Annotated in this window: 23 protein-coding genes; 8 read left to right on the forward strand and 15 right to left on the reverse strand. The window is 72.4% G+C overall.

The genetic code is table 11. From position 1 onward, the window contains the following. Positions 1-215: 215 nt before the first annotated feature. Positions 216-1,610: an FUSC family protein gene (locus tag BJY16_RS33145; RefSeq protein ID WP_239177813.1), complete on the forward strand. Its 1,395-nt coding sequence runs from the start codon at positions 216-218 to the stop codon at positions 1,608-1,610. Here BJY16_RS33145 and BJY16_RS33150 read toward each other — a convergent pair. From BJY16_RS33150 to BJY16_RS33160, 3 genes are read right to left on the reverse strand one after another with little or no spacing between them, the layout of a single operon-like run. After that, positions 1,579-1,917 (reverse strand): hypothetical protein, encoded by a 339-nt coding sequence (locus BJY16_RS33150; protein WP_185043495.1) that lies wholly within the window; start codon positions 1,915-1,917, stop codon positions 1,579-1,581. The two genes, BJY16_RS33145 and BJY16_RS33150, sit on opposite strands and share 32 nt — an antisense overlap. Positions 1,918-1,930: 13 nt before the next feature. Beyond that, the gene (locus tag BJY16_RS33155; protein ID WP_185043496.1) at positions 1,931-2,128 is read right to left on the reverse strand and encodes a hypothetical protein; all 198 of its coding nucleotides are present in this window, start codon (positions 2,126-2,128) and stop codon (positions 1,931-1,933) included. A 12-nt stretch (positions 2,129-2,140) separates the two neighbouring features. Beyond that, complete coding sequence (locus tag BJY16_RS33160; RefSeq protein WP_185043497.1) at positions 2,141-2,731, reverse strand: hypothetical protein; 591 nt, start codon at positions 2,729-2,731, stop codon at positions 2,141-2,143. 261 nt (positions 2,732-2,992) lie between these two features. Between BJY16_RS33160 and BJY16_RS33165 the strand changes: the two genes are divergently transcribed. Continuing rightward, a complete protein-coding gene (locus BJY16_RS33165) occupies positions 2,993-3,307 on the forward strand; it encodes a putative quinol monooxygenase (RefSeq protein WP_185043498.1) in 315 nt (104 codons plus the stop codon). 61 nt (positions 3,308-3,368) lie between these two features. Here the strand turns inward: BJY16_RS33165 and BJY16_RS33170 are convergent, their stop codons facing one another. Beyond that, positions 3,369-4,835 (reverse strand): FG-GAP repeat domain-containing protein, encoded by a 1,467-nt coding sequence (locus BJY16_RS33170; RefSeq protein ID WP_185043499.1) that lies wholly within the window; start codon positions 4,833-4,835, stop codon positions 3,369-3,371. A gap of 92 nt (positions 4,836-4,927) precedes the next feature. Next, positions 4,928-6,319 carry an NAD(P)-binding domain-containing protein gene (locus BJY16_RS33175; RefSeq protein ID WP_260418341.1) on the reverse strand — a complete coding sequence of 464 codons (1,392 nt, stop codon included), beginning with the start codon at positions 6,317-6,319 and terminating at the stop codon, positions 4,928-4,930. Positions 6,320-6,495: 176 nt separating this feature from the next. On the opposite strand from BJY16_RS33175, the gene BJY16_RS33185 reads away from it, so the two are divergent. Beyond that, positions 6,496-7,047 (forward strand): PH domain-containing protein, encoded by a 552-nt coding sequence (locus tag BJY16_RS33185; RefSeq protein WP_185043500.1) that lies wholly within the window; start codon positions 6,496-6,498, stop codon positions 7,045-7,047. A 159-nt stretch (positions 7,048-7,206) separates the two neighbouring features. On the opposite strand, the gene BJY16_RS33190 is transcribed toward BJY16_RS33185, so the two are convergent. After that, entirely contained in the window at positions 7,207-7,710 is a 504-nt protein-coding gene (locus tag BJY16_RS33190) for a DUF4240 domain-containing protein (RefSeq protein ID WP_239177811.1), read from the reverse strand. 306 nt (positions 7,711-8,016) lie between these two features. On the opposite strand from BJY16_RS33190, the gene BJY16_RS33195 reads away from it, so the two are divergent. Then, a complete protein-coding gene (locus tag BJY16_RS33195) occupies positions 8,017-8,859 on the forward strand; it encodes a S41 family peptidase (RefSeq protein ID WP_185043501.1) in 843 nt (280 codons plus the stop codon). Here BJY16_RS33195 and BJY16_RS33200 read toward each other — a convergent pair. The 7 genes from BJY16_RS33200 to BJY16_RS33230 all read right to left on the reverse strand — a co-directional run bounded on the left by BJY16_RS33200 (position 8,833) and on the right by BJY16_RS33230 (position 14,794). Beyond that, the gene (locus BJY16_RS33200) at positions 8,833-9,318 is read right to left on the reverse strand and encodes a GNAT family N-acetyltransferase (RefSeq protein ID WP_185043502.1); all 486 of its coding nucleotides are present in this window, start codon (positions 9,316-9,318) and stop codon (positions 8,833-8,835) included. The two genes, BJY16_RS33195 and BJY16_RS33200, sit on opposite strands and share 27 nt — an antisense overlap. 40 nt (positions 9,319-9,358) lie before the next feature. Next, on the reverse strand, positions 9,359-10,180 hold the full coding sequence (locus BJY16_RS33205) for an SAM-dependent methyltransferase (protein WP_185043503.1): 822 nt from the start codon (positions 10,178-10,180) through the stop codon (positions 9,359-9,361). Positions 10,181-10,383: 203 nt separating this feature from the next. After that, entirely contained in the window at positions 10,384-10,587 is a 204-nt protein-coding gene (locus BJY16_RS33210) for a hypothetical protein (protein WP_185043504.1), read from the reverse strand. A gap of 85 nt (positions 10,588-10,672) precedes the next feature. Continuing rightward, positions 10,673-11,494, reverse strand: a complete 822-nt coding sequence (locus tag BJY16_RS33215; protein ID WP_185043505.1) for a lipoyl protein ligase domain-containing protein — start codon at positions 11,492-11,494, stop codon at positions 10,673-10,675. Next, positions 11,491-12,765 (reverse strand): dihydrolipoamide acetyltransferase family protein, encoded by a 1,275-nt coding sequence (locus BJY16_RS33220; protein WP_185043506.1) that lies wholly within the window; start codon positions 12,763-12,765, stop codon positions 11,491-11,493. The genes BJY16_RS33215 and BJY16_RS33220 overlap by 4 nt, the downstream gene beginning before the upstream one ends. Beyond that, positions 12,765-13,757: an alpha-ketoacid dehydrogenase subunit beta gene (locus BJY16_RS33225; RefSeq protein WP_185043507.1), complete on the reverse strand. Its 993-nt coding sequence runs from the start codon at positions 13,755-13,757 to the stop codon at positions 12,765-12,767. Before BJY16_RS33225 ends, BJY16_RS33220 begins: the two co-directional genes overlap by 1 nt. Further along, on the reverse strand, positions 13,757-14,794 hold the full coding sequence (locus tag BJY16_RS33230; protein ID WP_425551357.1) for a thiamine pyrophosphate-dependent enzyme: 1,038 nt from the start codon (positions 14,792-14,794) through the stop codon (positions 13,757-13,759). Before BJY16_RS33230 ends, BJY16_RS33225 begins: the two co-directional genes overlap by 1 nt. 173 nt (positions 14,795-14,967) lie before the next feature. Here BJY16_RS33230 and BJY16_RS48700 point away from each other — a divergent pair, with 173 nt between their 5' ends. The 3 genes from BJY16_RS48700 (at position 14,968) to BJY16_RS33245 (ending at position 16,944) form a co-directional block, all read left to right on the forward strand. Next, on the forward strand, positions 14,968-15,411 hold the full coding sequence (locus BJY16_RS48700) for an Lrp/AsnC family transcriptional regulator (protein WP_185043509.1): 444 nt from the start codon (positions 14,968-14,970) through the stop codon (positions 15,409-15,411). 46 nt (positions 15,412-15,457) lie between these two features. Beyond that, positions 15,458-15,889, forward strand: a complete 432-nt coding sequence (locus BJY16_RS33240) for a Rieske (2Fe-2S) protein (RefSeq protein ID WP_185043510.1) — start codon at positions 15,458-15,460, stop codon at positions 15,887-15,889. Positions 15,890-15,957: 68 nt separating this feature from the next. Further along, positions 15,958-16,944, forward strand: a complete 987-nt coding sequence (locus BJY16_RS33245) for a hypothetical protein (RefSeq protein WP_185043511.1) — start codon at positions 15,958-15,960, stop codon at positions 16,942-16,944. A 6-nt stretch (positions 16,945-16,950) separates the two neighbouring features. Here the strand turns inward: BJY16_RS33245 and BJY16_RS33250 are convergent, their stop codons facing one another. Both BJY16_RS33250 and BJY16_RS33255 read right to left on the reverse strand, forming a co-directional pair. Next, positions 16,951-18,147 carry an RNA polymerase sigma factor gene (locus tag BJY16_RS33250; protein WP_203759159.1) on the reverse strand — a complete coding sequence of 399 codons (1,197 nt, stop codon included), beginning with the start codon at positions 18,145-18,147 and terminating at the stop codon, positions 16,951-16,953. Further along, positions 18,135-18,506 (reverse strand): YciI family protein, encoded by a 372-nt coding sequence (locus tag BJY16_RS33255; protein WP_185043512.1) that lies wholly within the window; start codon positions 18,504-18,506, stop codon positions 18,135-18,137. Before BJY16_RS33255 ends, BJY16_RS33250 begins: the two co-directional genes overlap by 13 nt. A gap of 63 nt (positions 18,507-18,569) precedes the next feature. Between BJY16_RS33255 and BJY16_RS33260 the strand changes: the two genes are divergently transcribed. Then, on the forward strand, positions 18,570-18,998 hold the full coding sequence (locus tag BJY16_RS33260) for a YybH family protein (RefSeq protein WP_185043513.1): 429 nt from the start codon (positions 18,570-18,572) through the stop codon (positions 18,996-18,998). Positions 18,999-19,034 lie beyond the last annotated feature (36 nt).

Raw genomic sequence — 19,034 nt, forward strand, 5'->3', positions numbered from 1 at the left:
CCCGCACCTCCACCACCACGGGCCCACCACCACGACCCCACCATCGCGGACGGCACCGCCGCCACCTCCATGACCCCCGCGCTGCTGCTTTTCATGGGTGATCACTTCCGGGGGCGACGGGCATCACAATTCGGGCGTTTCACCTGCGCGGCGGCTCAGCGGCGATAGCTTTCGTACCGAAATGTCGGTCGAAGCCGAGAAAGAAAGCCGCTCTGTTGCCCCAGCTGCTCGTTGATCACCTGCGCCCGATCATCGTCGTCGCCGCGAGCCTTCTCGTGTGCGCGCTCGCCACCGCCCTGCTGCGCCGCAAGGTGCGGCCCGCCGTCGAAGCCGCCTGCCGGACCGCGCTCGCCCGGGTCCGGCCGCACCTGCCGCACCCGCTGCGCCGGGTGGCCCGCCGGTGCCGCACCTGGATCGACCCGCAGGTGGCCCGCACCGGCCTGGTGACCGCGGTCGCCGCCGGCATCGCCTGGTCGGCGGCGAGCACGCTGCAGCTGGCCGGGCCGGTGACCGCGGCGGTCTCCGCGACGCTGTCGGTGCAACTCAGCTCGCGCGCGTCGGTGCGCGAGGGCACCCAGCGGCTGATCGGCACGCTCGCCGGGATCGCGGTCACCGTCGCGGTGTGGGGCTCGTTCGGGATGACGCCGGTGTCGATCGCGGTGATCACCGGGTGCGGGCTGGCCGCCGGGCGGCTGCTGCGGCTCGGCGACAGTTCGGTGACCGTGCCGCTCACCTCGCTGGGCATCATGGTCGGCGGCAGCGCGGTGACCGAGACGTTCGTGTGGCAGCGGATCGCCGCGACCGCGCTCGGCATCGTGGTCGGCGTGATCCTGTCCCCGCTGGTCGGCGGCATGACGCCGCTGGAGCGGGCCCGGTGGAACCTTACCCAGCTGTCCACCGAGATCGCCCGGCTGCTCGGACAGCTCGGCGCCGGCGCGCAGGACGGCTACAGCCGGGAGCAGGCGGCGCAGTGGCTGGCCCGGTCCCGGGAGCTCGGCGACGACCTGGACGACGCGGTGACCGCCGTCGACGATCTGCTCCGGCAGGCACGCTGGTCGCTGACCACGCCGATCGCACGGGTGGTCCCGCTGCACGAGACGCTGCGGGCGCTGGAGCACGGGGTGCACCAGGTGAACTCGGTGGCCCGCTCGATGTTCGACGCGGCCGCGACGCCGCAGGCCCCGGAGGTGCCCGCCCAGATCGCGCCGGTGCTGACCGCGGCCTCGCAGGCCTTCGCGGCGCACGCCGACACCGCGCACGCCGCCGCCACCCGCACCACGCCGGTCGGCACCGCCGAGCACGCCGGCGCTCCGGTGACCACCGGCTCCGCCGCGCACGCCGCTGGGACGGCACTCCAGGAATCGCTGGAGGCGCTGCGCGCCGCGCGGCATCAGACGCTGCGGACCGTACGGACCGAGATCGACGACACCGGCGTGCTGGTGCTGACCGGTTCGATCATCACCGACATCGACCGGATGGCCGGGTCGCTGGAGCGCTCCGCCCCGGCACTGGCCGTCGGTGTCCGCGAGCCGGGGCCGGGCATCCCGGCGGTCTCCGAGGTGCTGCCGGCCGTCCGCCTCATGTGGCAGAAGGCGGCGGCGGCACGCTGATCTCCAGCCGCTCCGGCGGCGGGAACTCGGCCGGTCGCTCCGCCACCCCGGCCCACTCGATGCCGCCCAGCCGCTCCCCGAAGGTGTAGAGGAACAACTGGTCGTAGCCGCCCCGGACGGTGGCGTCGACCCGCACGGTCAGGCCGACGCCGTCCTGGAAGTCGATCGACGGGCACCCGCAGGCGCACGTTCCGACGACCAGCGCGCCGGCGGCCTGCCGCCGCAGCTCCTCGACGCCCTCGAAGTCGACGGCCAGCAGGGCGTCGAGCACCGCCCGTTCCCGCTCGGTCAGTGCTCTCGGCTCCATGCGGGCGATCATGTCAGGCGCGCGCACCCGGCCCCGCACCGCTCATCGCCGCACCCAGCCCCGCGCCGCCCAGCCCTGCGCCACTCATCGCCGCGCCCAGCCCCGCGCCGCCCAGCCCTGCGCCACTCATCGCCACACCCGGCACCGCGCCGCTCATCGCCGCACCCGGCACCGCGCCGCTCACCGCCACACCCGGCACCGCGCCGCTCACCGCGGCATCCGGTCAGCGCACGGCCAGCCGGTCGTCGAGCAGCACGCGCATCCGGTCCGGGTCGGACCGGCTGTAGCCCCACAGCACATTCGTCAGCACCGTCGGCGCCGCGTTGATCAGCACGAGCACGGGCTGCTGCTCCATCCCGTGCGTCTGCGCGGCCGCCGCCAGCGCCTGCCGCAGCACCTCACCCCCACCGGCGGTACCGAGCGAGGCGACCGCGGCCTGCGGCGGCCACGGGTGGCAGACCGGGTGCGGGCTGCCGGCCTCCCCGGTCGGGTCGACGGCCAGCAAGGTCTGACCGGCACCGAGCAGCAGCAGCCGTTCCGGCGGCTGCAGCTGCCCGTGCAGCATGTCGAAGCACACCTCGGCCATGCACGCCGGATTCTTCCCGATCTCGTCGGCCCACCCGACGATCGTGTCCACGATGGCGTCCACCGCCACCACCAGCAGATGCGCCGGATGCTCCGAGGCGTAGGGCATCAGCGACGCCGCCGCCTGCGCCGACCGCAACGAGTCCTCGGTGAGCCGCCCCTCCACGATCGCCCACAACGCCCGCCACGCCGCCGCAGTCCCCTGGTCCGGCCGAAGTCGCAAAGTCATGCCCCCAGTCTCATACCCATCGATCGCCGGGCATCCCGCGGGGGTCGATCCGGCCAGCAGCCGGCAGAGATTCAACCTCGCGACAAGAACTTGTTCCGGCCCACCCAGTGGTACGGCCTGCGTCCCGGCCATATCCGCAAGACCCGGCCGGACGGCGCCCGATCCACTTCAGTTCAGGGCAGGCCGATACGCATGTCCCGTACGGTAACGAACTTGCCGTTTCCGCCATTTATCAGGCACGTACGGCCTAGCGTCCTTGGCGTGACCAACTCCAGCACGTCCCTCGCGTTCGTCGTCAAGCTTGTCGCCAAGTCCGGGCTCGAGCAGGAGGTAGCGGACCTCCTCACCGGAGCCCTTGAACTCGCCAACGACGAGGTCGGCACGATCGTGTGGTTCGCCCTGCGCACCGACGCGTCGACGTTGTGGATCGTCGACGCGTTCCCGGACGAGGCCTCCCGACAAGCCCACATCAACGGCCCGATCGCCAAGGCGCTGATGGCCAACGCCGACCGCCTGCTGGCCGCACCGCCGGAGATTCTGCCGGCCGACGTGCTGGCCGCCAAGGTGCCCGCCTAGGGTTCGTTCTGCCACCTGGGCAATGCCGCAGCCCCGATCATCGGCAGGACGGACCTCGGGGTCATCCGCCGAGGATCGACACCTCGGCCAGGCCGCTCGTGCTGCCGGCCGTCTTCACGGCCGCCAGGTCCGGGTGCCCGTCCGCGTTCCAGTCGGTGACCACCAACTCCTTGCCGTCGGCGGCGACGCTCGCCCGGGCCAGCGACCGGGTCATCCCGGCAGCCCCGTCCCAGGCCTGGACGCTGCCCTTCTGCAGGGTCACCAGGTCCGGTCGCCGGTCCGCGTTCCAGTCGGTCACCGCGATCTGCGTGCCGGGGCCGACCGGCGCGCCGCTGGTCACCACCGGCGCCACCGTCTGGAAGGTCGACGCCCCGTCGAGCACCTGCACCTCGGCCTTGCCGCTCTTGGTGCCGGCGGTCTGCGCCACGACCAGGTCGGCGCGCCCGTCCCCGGTCCAGTCCGCCACCGCGAACTGGTAGCGGTCGTCGGTCGCCGCCAGCCCGGTGGCGGTGTCCAGCAGGACCTGCTGAAAGTTGGACGCGCCGTCGACGATCCGGATTTCGGTACGCCCGCTGGCCGTCCCGGACCGCTGCGTCACCACCAGGTCGGGTTTCTTGTCGCCGTTCCAGTCGGTGAACGCGTACGCGTGCCGCTCGTCGGTCGGCCCCAGCGTGGTGGCGGTGACCAGCAGCAGCGACAGGAAGTTCGACGCCCCGTCCATGATCCGCACCTCGGTCCGGCCGGTGGCGGCGCCCGCTCCGGTCACCACCAGCAGGTCCGGTTTGCCGTCCGCGTTCCAGTCGGCCATCTGCAGCGCGTGCCGCCCCTCCAGGCCGGCCGTCTGGACCTGTGCGGTGGCCAGCGTCTTCTGGAACGGGCCGGTCGGCGCCGGCACCGGCACCGCCTGCGGCGTCGTCGCGCTCCCGGTCGCGGGCGCGGGCGTCGACGGTCGCGACCAGAGCGCGTTCACGATCAGCGCCGCGTCGTGCACCTCCGGCGAGTAGGCCGCCGGCCGTGCCGAGATCTGCACCTTCTGACAGATCGCCCCGACGTCCCCGCTCATCCATCTGCCGTTCGGATACTTGCGGAGCATCGCGTTCAGGAAGGCGTTCGTCGCGTAGGCCGGGTCGACCAGCTGGTCGGGGCGGCCCCAGCCCTGCGAGGACCGCTGCTGGAAGAGCCCGAGACTGTCGTGGTCGACCATCACGATGTGGTTGGTCAGCTCGCTCTCCGCGACCGCCGTGGTCATCGCGATCAGCGCCGCCCGCGGCCCAAGCTTGCGCTGCTGGACGATCCCGACGATGACCCGGGCACAGGCGATCGCCCGCCCACTGACCGACGAACCCAGCCGGCGCCCGTTCATCAGCGGTTTCAGCTGCTTCGCGATCGCCCGGTCGGCCGCGCTCCCGGCGCCGATCGCGCACGAGGCGGTCGGCAGTGGCGCGGCCTGCGCGGGCGCGGCCGCCACGAGTGCCGAGCCGGAACCGAGCAGGAATGCCAGAACCCATCGCGATGCGGCACCAGCCATGTCGCGCCAGACCTCCCCCAGGCCGTCGAACGTCCGCCCTAATCTTTCATACGGCCGCCCGCCGCGAAAGGCTCAGCGCACGGTCCAAGATCTCAATATCCGGGTCGAGCCCGGGCCTCGTCGTTGTCGATGGCGGCGCCGGTGGAATCGAGGTACTTCACCAGTGCGTTGACCGCGTCCCGCCCGGCCCGGTTGGCGCCCACCGTTGACTGCGACGGACCGAACCCGACCAGGTGCAACCCCGGCTCGTCGGCGACCTGCGTGCCGGCCATCCGGATGCCGCCCCGCTCGTTGCGCAACCCCAGCGGGTCCAGATGCCCGAGCGCTGCCTTGAACCCGGTCGCCCACAGAATAACGTCGACGGCGGTGAATGTCCCGTCCGCCTCCCGCACCCCGAACGGCTCGATGCCGGTGAACATCGGCCGCCGTTCCAGCGCCCCGCGCTCCTTGGCCGCCAACGCATACGGCGTCCAGGCCAGCCCGGTGTAGGACACCACGCTCCCGGTCGGCCGCCCCGCCTCGACATCCGCGATCACCTTGGCGATCGTCTCCCGCCCGGCGACCTCCGGCTCGAACCCGTCCGCCCGGAAGACCGGCTCGCGCCGCGTGTACCAATAGGTGGTCGCCACCCGCGAGATCTCCTCGAGCAGCTGCACCGCCGAGATCCCACCCCCGACGATCGCCACCCGCCGCCCGGCGAACTCCTCCGCCGTCACGAAGTCCCGTGTGTGCAGCTGCCGCCCGAGGAAACTGTCCTGCCCCGGATAGTGCGGCAGCACCGGATTGTTCCAGGTCCCGGTCGCGTTGATCACCGCCCGAGCAACCCAGTCCCCGGAGTCGGTCTCCACCACGAATTCCTGGCCCCTTTTCCGTACGCCCACCACCGTCACCGGCCGCCGAACAGGCAGTCCAGCCACCCGCTCGAAGTCCGCGAAGTACCGCGGCACCGCCGTCCGGCTCGCCTCCGCCGGATCGATCACCGGCTTCGGGAACCGGGGCAGATCGAAGATCCCGTTGACGGTGGCCATCCGCAACGACTCCCACCGCTCCCGCCAAGCACCCCCCGCCCCCGCCGATCCGTCGAGCACCACAAACGTCCGCGCCCCACCGTCCCCGCGGCCGCCCTCACCAGCGCCGTCACCGGCGCCGCGCCCGCCCTCACCAGCGCCGACGCCTGCGCCGCGCCTGCCCTCACCGTCACCGGCGCCGCGCCCGCCCTCCCCGGTGCCGGCGCCGCGTCCGCCACCCACCACGACCCGGTCCCCGCCGCCAACCGAGGCGCTCACCGCGGACCCGTTCGCGGCGCCACCAACCGGCTCACCCACCACGACCCCGGTTCCGCCGCCACCAACCAGGTCCTGCGCGTGGCCGTCGCCGTCCGCGGCCAGCGCGCTGACGAAGCCGCGCCGCTTCAGGTGGTACCCGGCGGAGAGACCCGCCTGACCAGCACCGATGACCACCACCGTGGCCCGCCCACCGCTCATCCCCCAACACTACGAAGTAGTTGACACGTCAGCGATCGCAAGTGGCCGAGCTAACGCCCGCCGGTCCGACCGATGTCCCAGCGTCCCGAGTGCCTGCCCACACCGCCTCCAGCCAGCCGACGGCGACATCGTGATCACCCCTCGACACCCGGCCGTGCGGCGAACATCATGAATTCGTGGAAACCGATCTCCTGCCAGGCGAGCGAGTCCTCTGGCAGGGCCGCCCGCAACGACACCGTCTGTTCCGCCGCACCGACCTGACGCTCGTCCCCTTCAGTCTTCTGTGGTGCGGTTTCGCCATCTTCTGGGAAACCAGCGTGATCCTGAGCGGCGGCCCCACTCTGCTCAAGCTGTGGGGCATCCCGTTCGTGCTGATCGGCCTCTATCTGGTCGCCGGCCGTTTCGTGGTCCGTGCCGTGGCGTCCCGCCGAACCCGCTACACCATCACCACGAACCGCGTCCTGGTCCACGGCGGCTGGTCCGGAACCCGTCTCACCACCGCATACCTCAAGTCCCTCCCTCCCCCGGTCGTCACGGAACGCCCGGACGGCTCCGGAGACCTAGCCTTCGGCGCCCTGCCCGGCCCCACCGACGTCTTCACCACCACCCACCGCCGCAACGGCTGGCGAGCCTGGTCCACCGAACCCTCCACCACCCCGGTGCTCTGGGACATCCCCGATGTCCGCCTGGTCCGCGACTTCGCCGCCCACGCCCAGTCCGCTGCCTGACAACCCGGCGCAGCCGCCCCGACCCGATCACACGTCACACGCCGGAAGCGCCCCGCGCCGCGCCCGGGACCGCTCGGAAGCCCGCGAGCGGCCGGACCGAACCCACGCCCCGCCACGGCCCGGCATCAGGCAGACGCGCCTGCGACGGTCCCCGGGGCGTCACCACCCCTCCGGATTGCGGCCCGACTCGCGGCTGATGCCGGAGCCGGTCTCGGGGAAGCCGCCGAACCTCTTGTCGTGCAGGTGCGCGAAGAAATAACACATCTCCTCCCACTCCGCGTCCATCACCGCCATCGCCGGATTCGCCCGCACCGCCTCATAGAACTGCCGGCCGGCCGCGACGATGAACCCGCGGCAATACAGAAACCCGTCGTCCGAGCCGTCGGTGTACTCATGGATCTCCTCGCGGTCGATGTCGAACAGCTTCCGCTCGACCACCCGGTCCAGATCGGTCAGCTCAGCGCTCGACAGCCCCTCGCACAACTCCCCGAGCCGCGCCATGAACTGCTCCATCCAGCCCTCAAGGGCGAACGCCTCCTCACCCTCCCCTCCCGGGTCCCGCTCAGCCAGCGCCCGGCGAAGCCGCGCCGCCTCACTCCCGCAGCCCGCCCAGGCCGACTCGACCAACTCCCAGAACCGGGCCTCTTCGGCCGCGGTCGGCACCCGCCCCACACCATCGCCAATCACGCCCCGGACGCTATCGACACCCCCTGACATTTCCGGGCCGCCAGCCACCCACCCCCGGGCACCACTTCACGACTGCGGAAATTCCCGGCCGGCCCATGACCGCGCCGGGCACAGAGGAGCGGGGAGTCCAGGCGGACCAAAACAAGACCAGGTCAAGGAACGACCGTCAGCAGGCGACAACAGGTCCGATACGGCGTACGCAAAAGGTCTTCGTGATTGGCTCTGCTGAAGGCAGAGGTGTGAGCGGTGCCAGTGGAGCAGACGCTGCCCTAGCGTCGGATCATGGCGAACGACGAGCCCACCGGACTCAGTGCTTTCACCGGTCACCTGGTCGGCTGGCTGCACCGGCTGATGCCGCCCGGGCCGCGCCTCGACAGGCTGGCGGCCGACCTCGGCGAGACCTTCGCCGGGCGGCCGGAGCCGGTCGACGCCGCGACCTGCCGGGAGGTCGAGGCGCGTGCGCAGCTGCACTCCCGGCACCTGGAGCTGCGTTTCGATCCGGAGGGGACCGCGACCCCGGACACCGAGTCGCGCGGCTGGCCGCCGGTCGACCGCGGGGAGGTGCTGGCCAGGGCGGCCGGGGTTCGTGAGGTGCGCCGGGAGGCGGACGGGACCTTCGTGCTGCGGCTCGACACGCTCGACCCGGTGGAGCACGCCGCGCCGTTCGTGGAGGCGGCGTTCGCGCTGGCCCGGGGCGCCACCCGGCTGGTGCTGGACCTGCGTGGCAACGGCGGCGGCGATCCGGGGACGGTGGCGCTGATCGCCGAGCACCTGCTCGGCGATCACGCGCAGCCGCTGTCCGAGGTCACCTACCGGGATCGTCGCCGGCAGTGGTGGACCCGGGCGCGACCGGCCGGATCGGCGCTCGACCAGGAGCTGACCGTGCTGGTCGGCGCGGGCACCTACTCCTCGGCCGAGGCGCTCGCCTACCATCTGCAGGTCCGCGGCCGGGCCAGGATCGTCGGGGAGGCGTCGCCGGGCGCGGCCGACCACGTGACGCCGGTGCAGCTGACCGCTCAGGTGCACGGGATCCTGCCGGAGGGCACCGTGATCGACGCGGTCAGCGGCGCCAACTGGGAGGGTGTCGGGGTCCGTCCGTCAGAAGGCCTGGTACATCAGGTGTAGGCCGACACGGCCGAGCTTCGGGTGCTCGAAGGCTTCCGGGACGGTGCCGAGGACCTGGAAACCCTGCCGCTGATAGAGCTCGACGGCCGACCGGTTCGACTCGACGACGGCGTTGAACTGCATCCCGGCGTACCCGGCCTGCCTCGCCCACTCCACCGCGTCCCGGCAGAGGGCGGTCCCGACGCCCCGCCCGCGGGCGTCGGCGGCCACCATGAAGCTCGCGGTGGAGATGTGCGACCCGGGGCCGGGCCGGTTCGTGCCCATCTTCGCCGTGCCGAGGACCCGCTCGCCGTCGACCGCGACGACGGTCCGGCCGGGCGGCGACTCGATCCACATCAGGCGGGTCTGCTCCTCGGTCATCTCCGGGTCGTACGGGAAGGTCTCCCGCTCCCGGATGACGTCCTGGATGATCGCCCAGACCTGCGGCCAGTCAGCTTCGGTGATCTCGCGTATCCGCACCCGCGGACGGTAACGGCCCGGCGGCGGGCACGTCCACGGTTTATGGCTTGCGGGCCACCCCGCCGTAGACGGAGACCCGGGCGTCCTCCGGCGGCGCCTCCCCGGTCGGCTCGCCCAGCTCGGGCCGCCACGCCGGCACCACCTGCAGACCCGGGTCGACCAGCTCCAGCCCGGTGAAGAACCGCTCGATCCCGGCCCGGGACCGGACCTGCATGGTGACCCCCTGTTTGCGGTAGATCTCGGCCACCTGCGCCCACGCCTCCGGCCGGAAGTCGCCGGTCAGGTGCGACAACGCCAGGTAGCTGCCGGACGGCAGCGCGGCCAGCAGCCGGTCGACGATCGTCCAGGGGTCGTGCTCGTCGCCGACGAAGTGCAGGATCGCGATCAGCAGCAGGCCGACCGGGCGGTCCAGGTCGAGCGTGCCGCTGGCCTTCACCGCGTCCAGGATCGTGTCGACGTCCCGCAGGTCCGCGTCGAGGTAGTCGGTCTTGCCGTCCGGATGGCTGGTCAGCAGCGCGCGGGCGTGGGTCAGCACGATCGGGTCGTTGTCGACGTAGACGATCCGCGCCCGGGGGTTGACGCTCTGCGCCACGTGGTGCACGTTCGGCGCGCTCGGGATCCCGGTGCCGATGTCGAGGAACTGGTCGATGCCCTGCTCGGCCAGGAACCGCACCGCCCGGCGCAGGAAGAGCCGGTTCTCCCGGGGCGGGATCCGGCTGTCCGGGTTGGCCTGCAGCCCACGCTGGGCGGCCTCCCGGTCGGCGGCGAAGTTGTCCTTGCCGCCGAGCAGGTAGTCATAGACCCGCGCCGGATGCGGCCGATCGGTGTTCAGGTTCACCGGCAATCCGTCCATCTCGGCCATCGCGCGCCTCTCCCCCACCGCTCCACCAGGCGACGCCGATCCTCCCACGCCCCGCGCGGACCCGTCCACTTCGGATCACCCCGGGAGCGGGTGCCGCCCGGCGCAGTCCTGGCACACCGCGATCCGCGGCGGGCGCGGCAGGACTCAGCCGCCTTCGCGATGGAGCAGACGCTGTCATCGCTGCGCGACATCATCGCGCGATGTCACTTCTGCAAGCTGACCCAGACGACTGCGGCGAATCCAATGATCAGAGGTGACAGGAGTAAGAGGGTCAGGAAAAGGCAACCACTCCCGCCACCGCCCTGCTGGGCAGCGTTCCGCCGGGAGTCGTCAATGATGTTCGCCCGATCCTGGTGAGCCTTGAGCGCCTCGTTCTGGGCACGCATCCGCTGCTCGTATTCGCCCATCGTCCCGAACCTTCCGATAGCGAGAATTGCACTCTATTCCCGCTCGGCAGGAGCCGCCTCCATGGATTTATGGCGCCGGACCTTTTCAGTCCATCGAGGTAAGGAGATGCGGCAGCTCGGCGCGCAGCGGCTCGGGCAGGGGCACGCCGGGGGCGGTCGCGCCGTAGGCGGACAGGACCGCCGCGGTCACGGATCGCACGGTTGCGGCGGGGACGGTGTCCGCGATGGCACCCACGGTTGCTGGATCGAATTCATAACCCAATGCGGCGTACGCCGGGAGCAGCGCCTCGCGCAGCAGGGCCGAGCCGGTCACCTGGATGACCGTGCTGAACAGCCAGCCGTCCCGGGTCACCCGCTGGGCGGAGCCGACCAGCTTGGCCCGGCCGTCGTTGATGCTGTAGTCGCCGGGGCAGTATTCGCCCGGGACCGGGCCGATGTGGGCGTCGACGCCGAGCGCGCGGAGCATGGCGGCGTGCATGGCGGCGAAGTGCTGAAAGCGGGCGGTCGGGTCGGGTGGCTGCGGCCCGGAGCGGTGCACGTGGTCGATGATCACGCTGCCCGGGTGCTGGACGGCGAGGCTGCCGCCCTGCGGCCGGACCACCGGGGTGAACCCGGCCGAGCGGGCGGCGGCCGCCGCCCGCTCGTAGCCGGTGCGCAGGGTGTCGCGACGGCTGAACGCCGCGGTCGGCTCCGGCGAGTAGACCCGCAGGATGTCCCGGGCCTCGCCGAGACCGCGGCGCAACAGCAGCGGCCCGAGCGCGGCGTCGAACCCCGGCCCACCCACCACGTCAGCAGCCAGCAACACGACACCGGCCACCCCGGCAGCCGACGGCACAACGCCGGCCGCCGAGGCGGAAGGCGGCAGTGCACCGGCCGCCGAGGCGGGTGGTGGGACGGCGTCGGTCACAGGCGGGCGATCGCCGAGGCCGGGTTCTCGATCGCGTCGGCGACGCAGCGCATGAAGCCGGCCGCCGTGCCGCCGTCGCACACCCGGTGGTCGAACACGAAGCTCATCTGCGTGATCTTACGAACGCAGAGCTGCCCGTCGACCACCCACGGCCGGTCGATCATCCGGCCGAAGCCGAGGATCGCCACCTGCGGGTGATTGATGATCGCGGCGCTGCCGTCGACGCCCAGGTTGCCGTAGTTGTTCAGGGTGAACGTGCCGGCCGACAGCTCCCGCGCGGTGGCCTTGCCGGCCCGGGCCGCGGCGGTCACCCGGCGGATCTCGTCGCTGAGCCGGGCGGTGGTCATCGACTCGGCGCCGAGCACCGCGGGCACGACCAGGCCGCGTTCGCCCTGGACGGCGATGCCCAGGTCGATCCGGTCGTACTCGACGATCTCCTGCCGCTCGGCGTCGAACCGGGCGTTGAGCACCGGGAACTCGCGCAGCGCGGCGACCGTGAACCGGGCCAGGTAGGCGAGCAGTCCGGGACCGTCCGGGTTGCTCTCCCGCAGCTGCCACAGCGGGGTGGCGTCCACGTCGACCCAGACGGTCGCCTCCGGGATCTCGGCGCGGCTGCGGCCCAGCGCGGCGGTCGCCGCCTTGCGGAAGCCGGTGAGCGGGATGCGCCGTTCCCCGGTGGCCGCGGCCGGCGCCGGGGCGGGCCCGGCCATCGCCCGTTCCACGTCGGCGCGGGTGATCACGCCGCCGCGCCCGGTCGGCTCCACCCTGGTCAGGTCGACGCCGTTGCTCCGGGCCAGGTTGCGCACCAGCGGCGAGACGACCTGCGGCGGCCGGACCGAGCCACCCGCGACCGGAGCGACGGCCGCGGCGCGGGTCCGCGGGCGGCGATGCCGGTGCCGGGTGGGCGTGTCACTGGTGCCGTACCCGACCAGGACGTTGCCGGACCCGGCCTGCTCCTCCTCCCGATAGGCGTCGGCAGCGGCCGAGGAAGAGGCCGCGGAAGAGGAGGAAGGCGATGAGGAAGCGTCCGAGGCCGCTTCCACACTGATCAGAGGTTCGCCGACCGCCAGAGTGCTGCCCGCTTTCGCGTGCAGCGTGCGAACCCGTCCGGCGTACGGCGAGGGCACCTCCACCACCGACTTGGCCGTCTCCACTTCCGCCACGGCCTGGTCCACCGCGACCTCGTCCCCTTCGGCCACCAGCCACTGCACCACTTCCGCCTCGGTCAGTCCCTCCCCGAGGTCGGGCAGCGCGAAGGTCCGCGTCGTCATCACATCTCCCAGTTCAGGTCGTCGACGGCGTCGAGCACCCGGTCCACCCCGGGCAGCTGGAAGTGCTCGAGCTTCGGCGGCGGGTAGGGGATGTCGAATCCGGCGACCCGGCGGACCGGCGCGGCCAGGCTGGTGAAGCAGCGTTCGCTGACCCGGGCGGCGATCTCGGCGCCGACCCCGGCGAACCCGGCCGACTCGGTGATCACCACGGCCCGGCCGGTGGACCGGACCGCCTCGCACACCGTCTCGTCGTCGAACGGGACGATCGAGCGCAGGTCGACGACCTGCAGGCTGCGGCCCTCGGTGGCGGCCACCTCGGCGGCTTCGAGCGCCACGGGCACGCTCGGCCCGTACGCGATGAGGGTCGCGTCGGTCCCGGGCCGGCGGATCACCGCGGTGCCGATGCCGGGCGCCCGCACCGGGAACTCGATCTCCTCCTTGCTCCAGTAGAGCTTCTTCGGCTCCAGGAAGACCACCGGGTCGGGGTCGGCGATCGCGGCTCGCAGCAGCGCGTACGCGTCGGCCGGGGTGGCCGGCACGACCACCTTCAGGCCGGGCGTGTGCGCGTAGTACGCCTCCGAGGAGTCGCAGTGGTGCTCGACCCCGCCGATCCCGCCGGCGTACGGCACCCGGATCACCATCGGCAGCGACACCCGGCCGCGGGTCCGGTTCCGCATCTTCGCGACGTGGCTGACGATCTGCTCGAACGCCGGGTAGGCGAACGCGTCGAACTGCATCTCGACGATCGGGCGCATCCCGTTCATCGCCATCCCGACCGCCATCCCGACGATGCCGGACTCGGCGAGCGGGGTGTCGAAGCAGCGGTTGTCGCCGAACTCGGCGGTCAGCCCGTCGGTGATCCGGAAGACGCCGCCGAGCGCGCCGACGTCCTCGCCGAACATGACCACGGTGGGGTCGTCCGTCATCGCGTCGCGCAGTGCCTGGTTCAGGGCCTGTGCCATGGACAGTTTCTCGTGCACCACGGTGCTCATCACTGGGCTCCTTCCCGGCTCAGCTCGTCGGCGATCAGGGCCGCCTGCTCGCGCAGTTGCGAGGTGGGGCGCTCGTAGACGTACGCGAAGAGGTCTTCGGGGTTGGGGGTGATGTCCTGGTTGAGGCCGTCGCGCAGGTGGGTGGCGGCGCGCTCGGCCGCGGCGGCGAAGGCGGCCTCGGTCTCGGCGGTCAGCGCGCCCCGGTCGCGCAGGTACGCCTGGAGCCGGGTGATCGGGTCGCGGGGCAGCCAGGCCGCCACGTCGGCCTCGTCCCGGTACCGGGTGGCGTCGTCGGCGTTGGTGTGCGCCTGCATCCGGTAGGTGTGCGCCTCGACGAGCTGCGGCCCCTCCCCGGCCCGGGCCCGGGCGACGGCGGCGCCGAGAACGGTGAGCAGCGCGGCCATGTCGTTGCCGTCGACCCGCTCGCCGGGGATGCCGTAACCGATGCCCTTGTGGGCGAGCGACGGCGCGGCGGTCTGCCGGGACAGCGGGACGCTGATCGCGTACTCGTTGTTCTGCACGAAGAAGACCACCGGCGCCTGGAAGACGGCGGCGAAGTTGAGCGCCTCGTGGAAGTCGCCCTCGCTGGTGCCGCCGTCGCCGCACATCGCCATCACCACGGTCGGCTCGCCGCGCAGCCGGGCCGCGTGGGCCACCCCGACCGCGTGCGGCAGCTGGGTGGCCAGCGGCGTGGTGTGCGGGGCGACGTGGTGCTCGGTGGGGTCGTAGCCGCAGTGCCAGTCCCCCTTGAGCAGGCTCAGCGCCTCGACCACGTCGACCCCTTTGACCACCGCGGCGACCGTGTCGCGGTAGGTCGGGAACAGCCAATCCGCCGGGTCGAGCACCTGGGCGGCCGCGACCTGGCAGGCTTCCTGGCCGTGCGAGGACGGGTAGACGGCCAGCCGGCCCTGCCGGACCAGCGCGTACGCCTGGTCGTTGAGCCGGCGGGCGGTGATCAGCAGGTCCAGCGAGCGGAGCAGGGTGGCGTCGTCCGGGACGACGCCGACGGCTGTCCCGTCGGGGTCGAGAAGGGTCACGGGGGCATCGGACGGCAAGAGCCGACGTGGGTCAGGCGTCATGCCGTTATCGTGTGTCCCCCGTCACGAATGTTCCATATCCTGGGACAGATCGAGAAGATTGCGTTCCGCGGGCGGGCGGGCGGAGCCAAACGTCCAACCGGGCGGGCGATCGGACAGGGAGTTGAAGACACGTGGTCAGCGGCCTCGACGACATCGACCAGCGGATCCTCACCGAGCTGGGCCGGGACGGGCGGATGCCGATCCGGCAGCTCGCCGAGACGCTGCACATCTCCCGGGCCAACGCGTACGCCCGGGTCCAGCGGCTGCGCGAGACGAATGTGATCCGCGGCTTCAAGGCGGACATCGATCACGTGGCGGCCGGGATGGGCACCTCGGCGTACGTGACGGTGAACCTGCACCAGGCGGACTGGCGGCCGGTCGGCGAACGGCTGCGGAGGCTGCCCGGGGTGGTGCACATCGCCCTGGTCGGCGGCGAGTTCGACGTGATCCTGCTGGTCCGGGCGAGGGACAACGCGGACCTGCGGCGACTCGTCCTGGACGAGATCCAGGGCATGCCGGGGGTGGTGAACACCCGGACGCTGCTGGTGTTCGAAGAGTTCGAGCCGCCGGCATGATCTTGGGTAGAATTCGCCCAAACCACTCATCGGAGGCGGGGGAGACATGAGCGGCGTGAACCGGCGGGCGTTGATCGGCGTGGTCGGCGCGGGGGCCGTGCTGGCCGGCTGCGGCGCCAAGGACGACAGCAGCGAGCCGACCAGCGCCGACGCGACGACGGCGCCCACCGAGACCACCACCACCGCCAGCACCGGCTCGGCGGCCCTGGCCAAGGCGTCGGACGTGCCGGTCGGCGGCGGCCTGATCACCGAGACCCTGGTGATCACGCAGCCGGAGGCCGGGACCTTCAAGGCGTTCAGCAACACCTGCACGCATCAGGGCTGCAAGGTCGCCGAGGTGGCCGACAAGGCGATCAAGTGCAAGTGCCACAACAGCATGTTCGACATCGCCACCGGCGCGCCGACCGGCGGCCCGGCGCAGAAGCCGCTCACCGAGACCGCGGTCAAGGAGTCGGGCGGCGACATCGTCAAGGCCTGACCCAAATCGGGTGAATCATCGGCAAAAACGGCGCTTCGGCAACCGGACTGCCGCAGAATGTCTCCACCATGGAGTCTCCCCGCGTCCTGTTCGCCGCCGTCGCCATCGTCGCGGCGTCGCTGCCCCTCGCCATGTCCCCGCCGGCCGCGCAGGCCGCGCCGGACGGCCACATCCCCCTCTCCGTGCTGCGCGAGGCCACCCTGGAGGTGCCCGCCTGGCCGGCCGACGACGTCCGCGGGCCCTCCGGCACACTGCGCTTCCACCTGGGTGAGGTGCCGATCGAGCCGCGGACGGTCGCCGCGGGCGAGCCGCCCTTCGGCGACGCGGTGACGATCCTGGCGGTCACCTACGGTGACGTCGACCGGGACGGCGCGGACGAGACCATCGTGGTGTTCGGCTGCCTGATCGAGGGCGGCAGCAAGCAGATCGTCGCCTACGACCGGGACCGCACCGGGCAGATCGTCTCGCTCGGCCAGGTGGCCGCCACCACCGGCGAGGTGCGCGACATCCGGCAGGCCGGCGTCCGGGTCGACGACTCCGGCGCGGTGAGCGTGCCGGTCGCCGATTACCAGCGGTGCTGCGCCGACGCGACCCCGCAGACCTGGCAGACCCGTGGCTACGCCCGGCGCCACGACCGGTTCGTCCAGGTCAGCGGTCCGCCCCGGATGCCGGAGAACCCGCACATCACGGACACCACGCTCACTTCCGGTGAGCTGCGGCTGGGACCGAAGAAGAACGGTTCCCGGTACGGCTCCGTGACCGTGACGATCAGCCACCGGCGCGGCGCCCACCCGGAGAAGGTGACCCTGCTCTTCGCGCCGCCCGCCGGCCTGCGCCGCTCCGGCGACTGGCCCCGGGTGACCAGCGAGCCGGACGGGTTCAGCGTCACCGTCGCGGCTCCCCCGGCCGGCGGCAGCAGCACGCACACCTTCGCGTTCCGCCGCCCGGCCGCGGCCACCGGCGGGGAGCTGTCGATCGACCTGGCCACCGTCCCGGAACTGAGCCCGGTCATCCCGTGGGCCACCACCGCGACCGCCCCGATCACCGTCGGCTGAGCGAAGTCAGCCGAGCCGGGCAGCCCGCGACTCCAGGTAGCGCTGCTCCGGCCGGCTGAGCGTGCGCCGGGCCGCCACCCGGTACTGCTCGCGCGCCCCGGCCCGGTCGCCGGCCAGCTCCAGCAGGTGCGCCCGGACCGCGGCGGTGCGGTGGTGCCGGGCCAGCACCGGCTCCCCGGCGGCCCGGTCCAGCGCGGCCAGCCCGGCCTCCGGCCCGTCGACCATGGCGACCGCCACGATCCGGTTCAGCGTCACCATCGGGCTCGGGGCGAGCGTGTGCAGCAGTCCGTACAGGGCGAGGATCTGCGGCCAGTCGGTGTCCGCGGCGCGCGCCGCCTCGTCGTGCACCGCGGCGATCGCGGCCTGCAGCTGGAACGGGCCGATCGGGGCCCGGGCCAGCGCGCCGGTGATGATCGCGACGCCCTCGGCGATCGCGGCCGCGTCCCACCGGGTCCGGTCCTGCTCGGCGAGCGGGACCAGGGCGCCGTCCGGCTCGGTACGCGCGGGCCGGCGGGCGTCGGTGAGCAGCATCAGCGCGAGCAGCCCGGCCACCTCGCCGTCGTCCGGCAGGCGCCGGTGCAGCTGGCGGGTCAGCCGGATCGCCTCCCGGGTCAGCTCCACCCGGTTCAGCGCGTCGCCGGAGCTGGCCGTGTAGCCCTCGTTGAAGATCAGATAGAGCACGTGCCGGACCGCGGTGAGCCGCTCGTCGGTGGCCGGCAGGTCGAACCGGGTGCCGGTGTCCCGGATCCGCTGCTTGGCCCGGCTGATCCGCTGACCCACGGTGGCCTCGGGCAGCAGCAGCGCCCGGGCGATCTCCGCGGTGCTCAGCCCGCCGACCGCCCGCAGGGTCAGCGTGATCTGAGCCGGCACGCTCAGCGCCGGATGGCAGCAGAGCAGCAGCAGGGCCAGCTCGTCGTCGCCCCGGACCTGCGGCGCCGGCTCGTGCCACACGGTCTCCTCGCGGCGGCGGCGGGCCGTCTCGTTGCGCAGCGACTCCACCCGGCGGCGGCTCGCCACGGTGATCAGCCAGTCCCGGGGCCGGTCCGGCACGCCGGTCTCCGGCCACTGCCGGGCGGCCGCGATCAGCGCCTCCTGCACCGCGTCCTCGCCGGCCTCGAAGTCGCCGTAGCGGCGGACCACGGCCGCCAGGACCTGCGGCGCGCAGTCGCGCAGCAGGTCCGGCAGCCCGGTCAGATCTCCCACGTGCTCATGTCCAGGACCGGGCGCACCTCGACCCGGGTGTACGCCGCGTCCGGCGCCTTCGCAGCCCAGGCCACCGCCTCGTCCAGGTCCGCGACGTCGATCAGGTAGAAGCCGGCCAGGTGCTCCTTGACCTCGGCGTACGGGCCGTCCGAGGTGATCGTCCGCCCGTCGCGGACGGAGACCTGGGTGGCCAGCGCGGGATCGCCCAGCCCTTCGCTGACCACCAGCACCCCGGCCTCGCGCATCTCCTCGGTCAGCCGCAGGTGCCCGAGGCCGAAGTCGGTGCGCTGCTGCTCGGTCAGCGTCTCCCAGACGGCCAGGGACTGCGGGTTCGACTGGATCAGGATCAGGTATTTCACGGATTTCTCCCTCGCTCTCTCCTGGGATGTCGAAACCGGGCGGCCCGGCTTCGACACCCCGGCATGAAGGAGATCCGGGAAGTCATCGAAAGCAAAGCCGCCCTGATGCAGAAGGGGGACGCCGAAGCCATCCTGTCGTACTACGCGCCCACCGTCGTCGAATACAACCTCGCCCCGCCGCTGCGCCAGCCCGGCGACCGGCCGAGCCTGACCGGGCTGCGCGAGTGGATGGCCGGGTTCGAGGCCCCGCCGCGCCGCGAGGTCACCCGGCTGGAGATCACCACGGACGGCGACGTGGCGTTCGCCACCAGCATCGACTGCATGTCCGCGGTGCCGCGCGGCGCCACCGAGAGCTTCACCCTGTGGTACCGGGTGACCACCGGGCTGCGCCGGATCGACGGGCGCTGGCTGGTGACGCATGAGCACCAGTCGGTGCCGTTCGAGATGGACGGTTCGTTCCGCGCCTCGACCGGGCTGACCCCGACCGACTGACGATCGATAACCGGTGCCTTAACCGGCGGTGCGATC

This window comes from Actinoplanes octamycinicus (genome assembly GCF_014205225.1).
GTDB lineage: Bacteria > Actinomycetota > Actinomycetes > Mycobacteriales > Micromonosporaceae > Actinoplanes > Actinoplanes octamycinicus.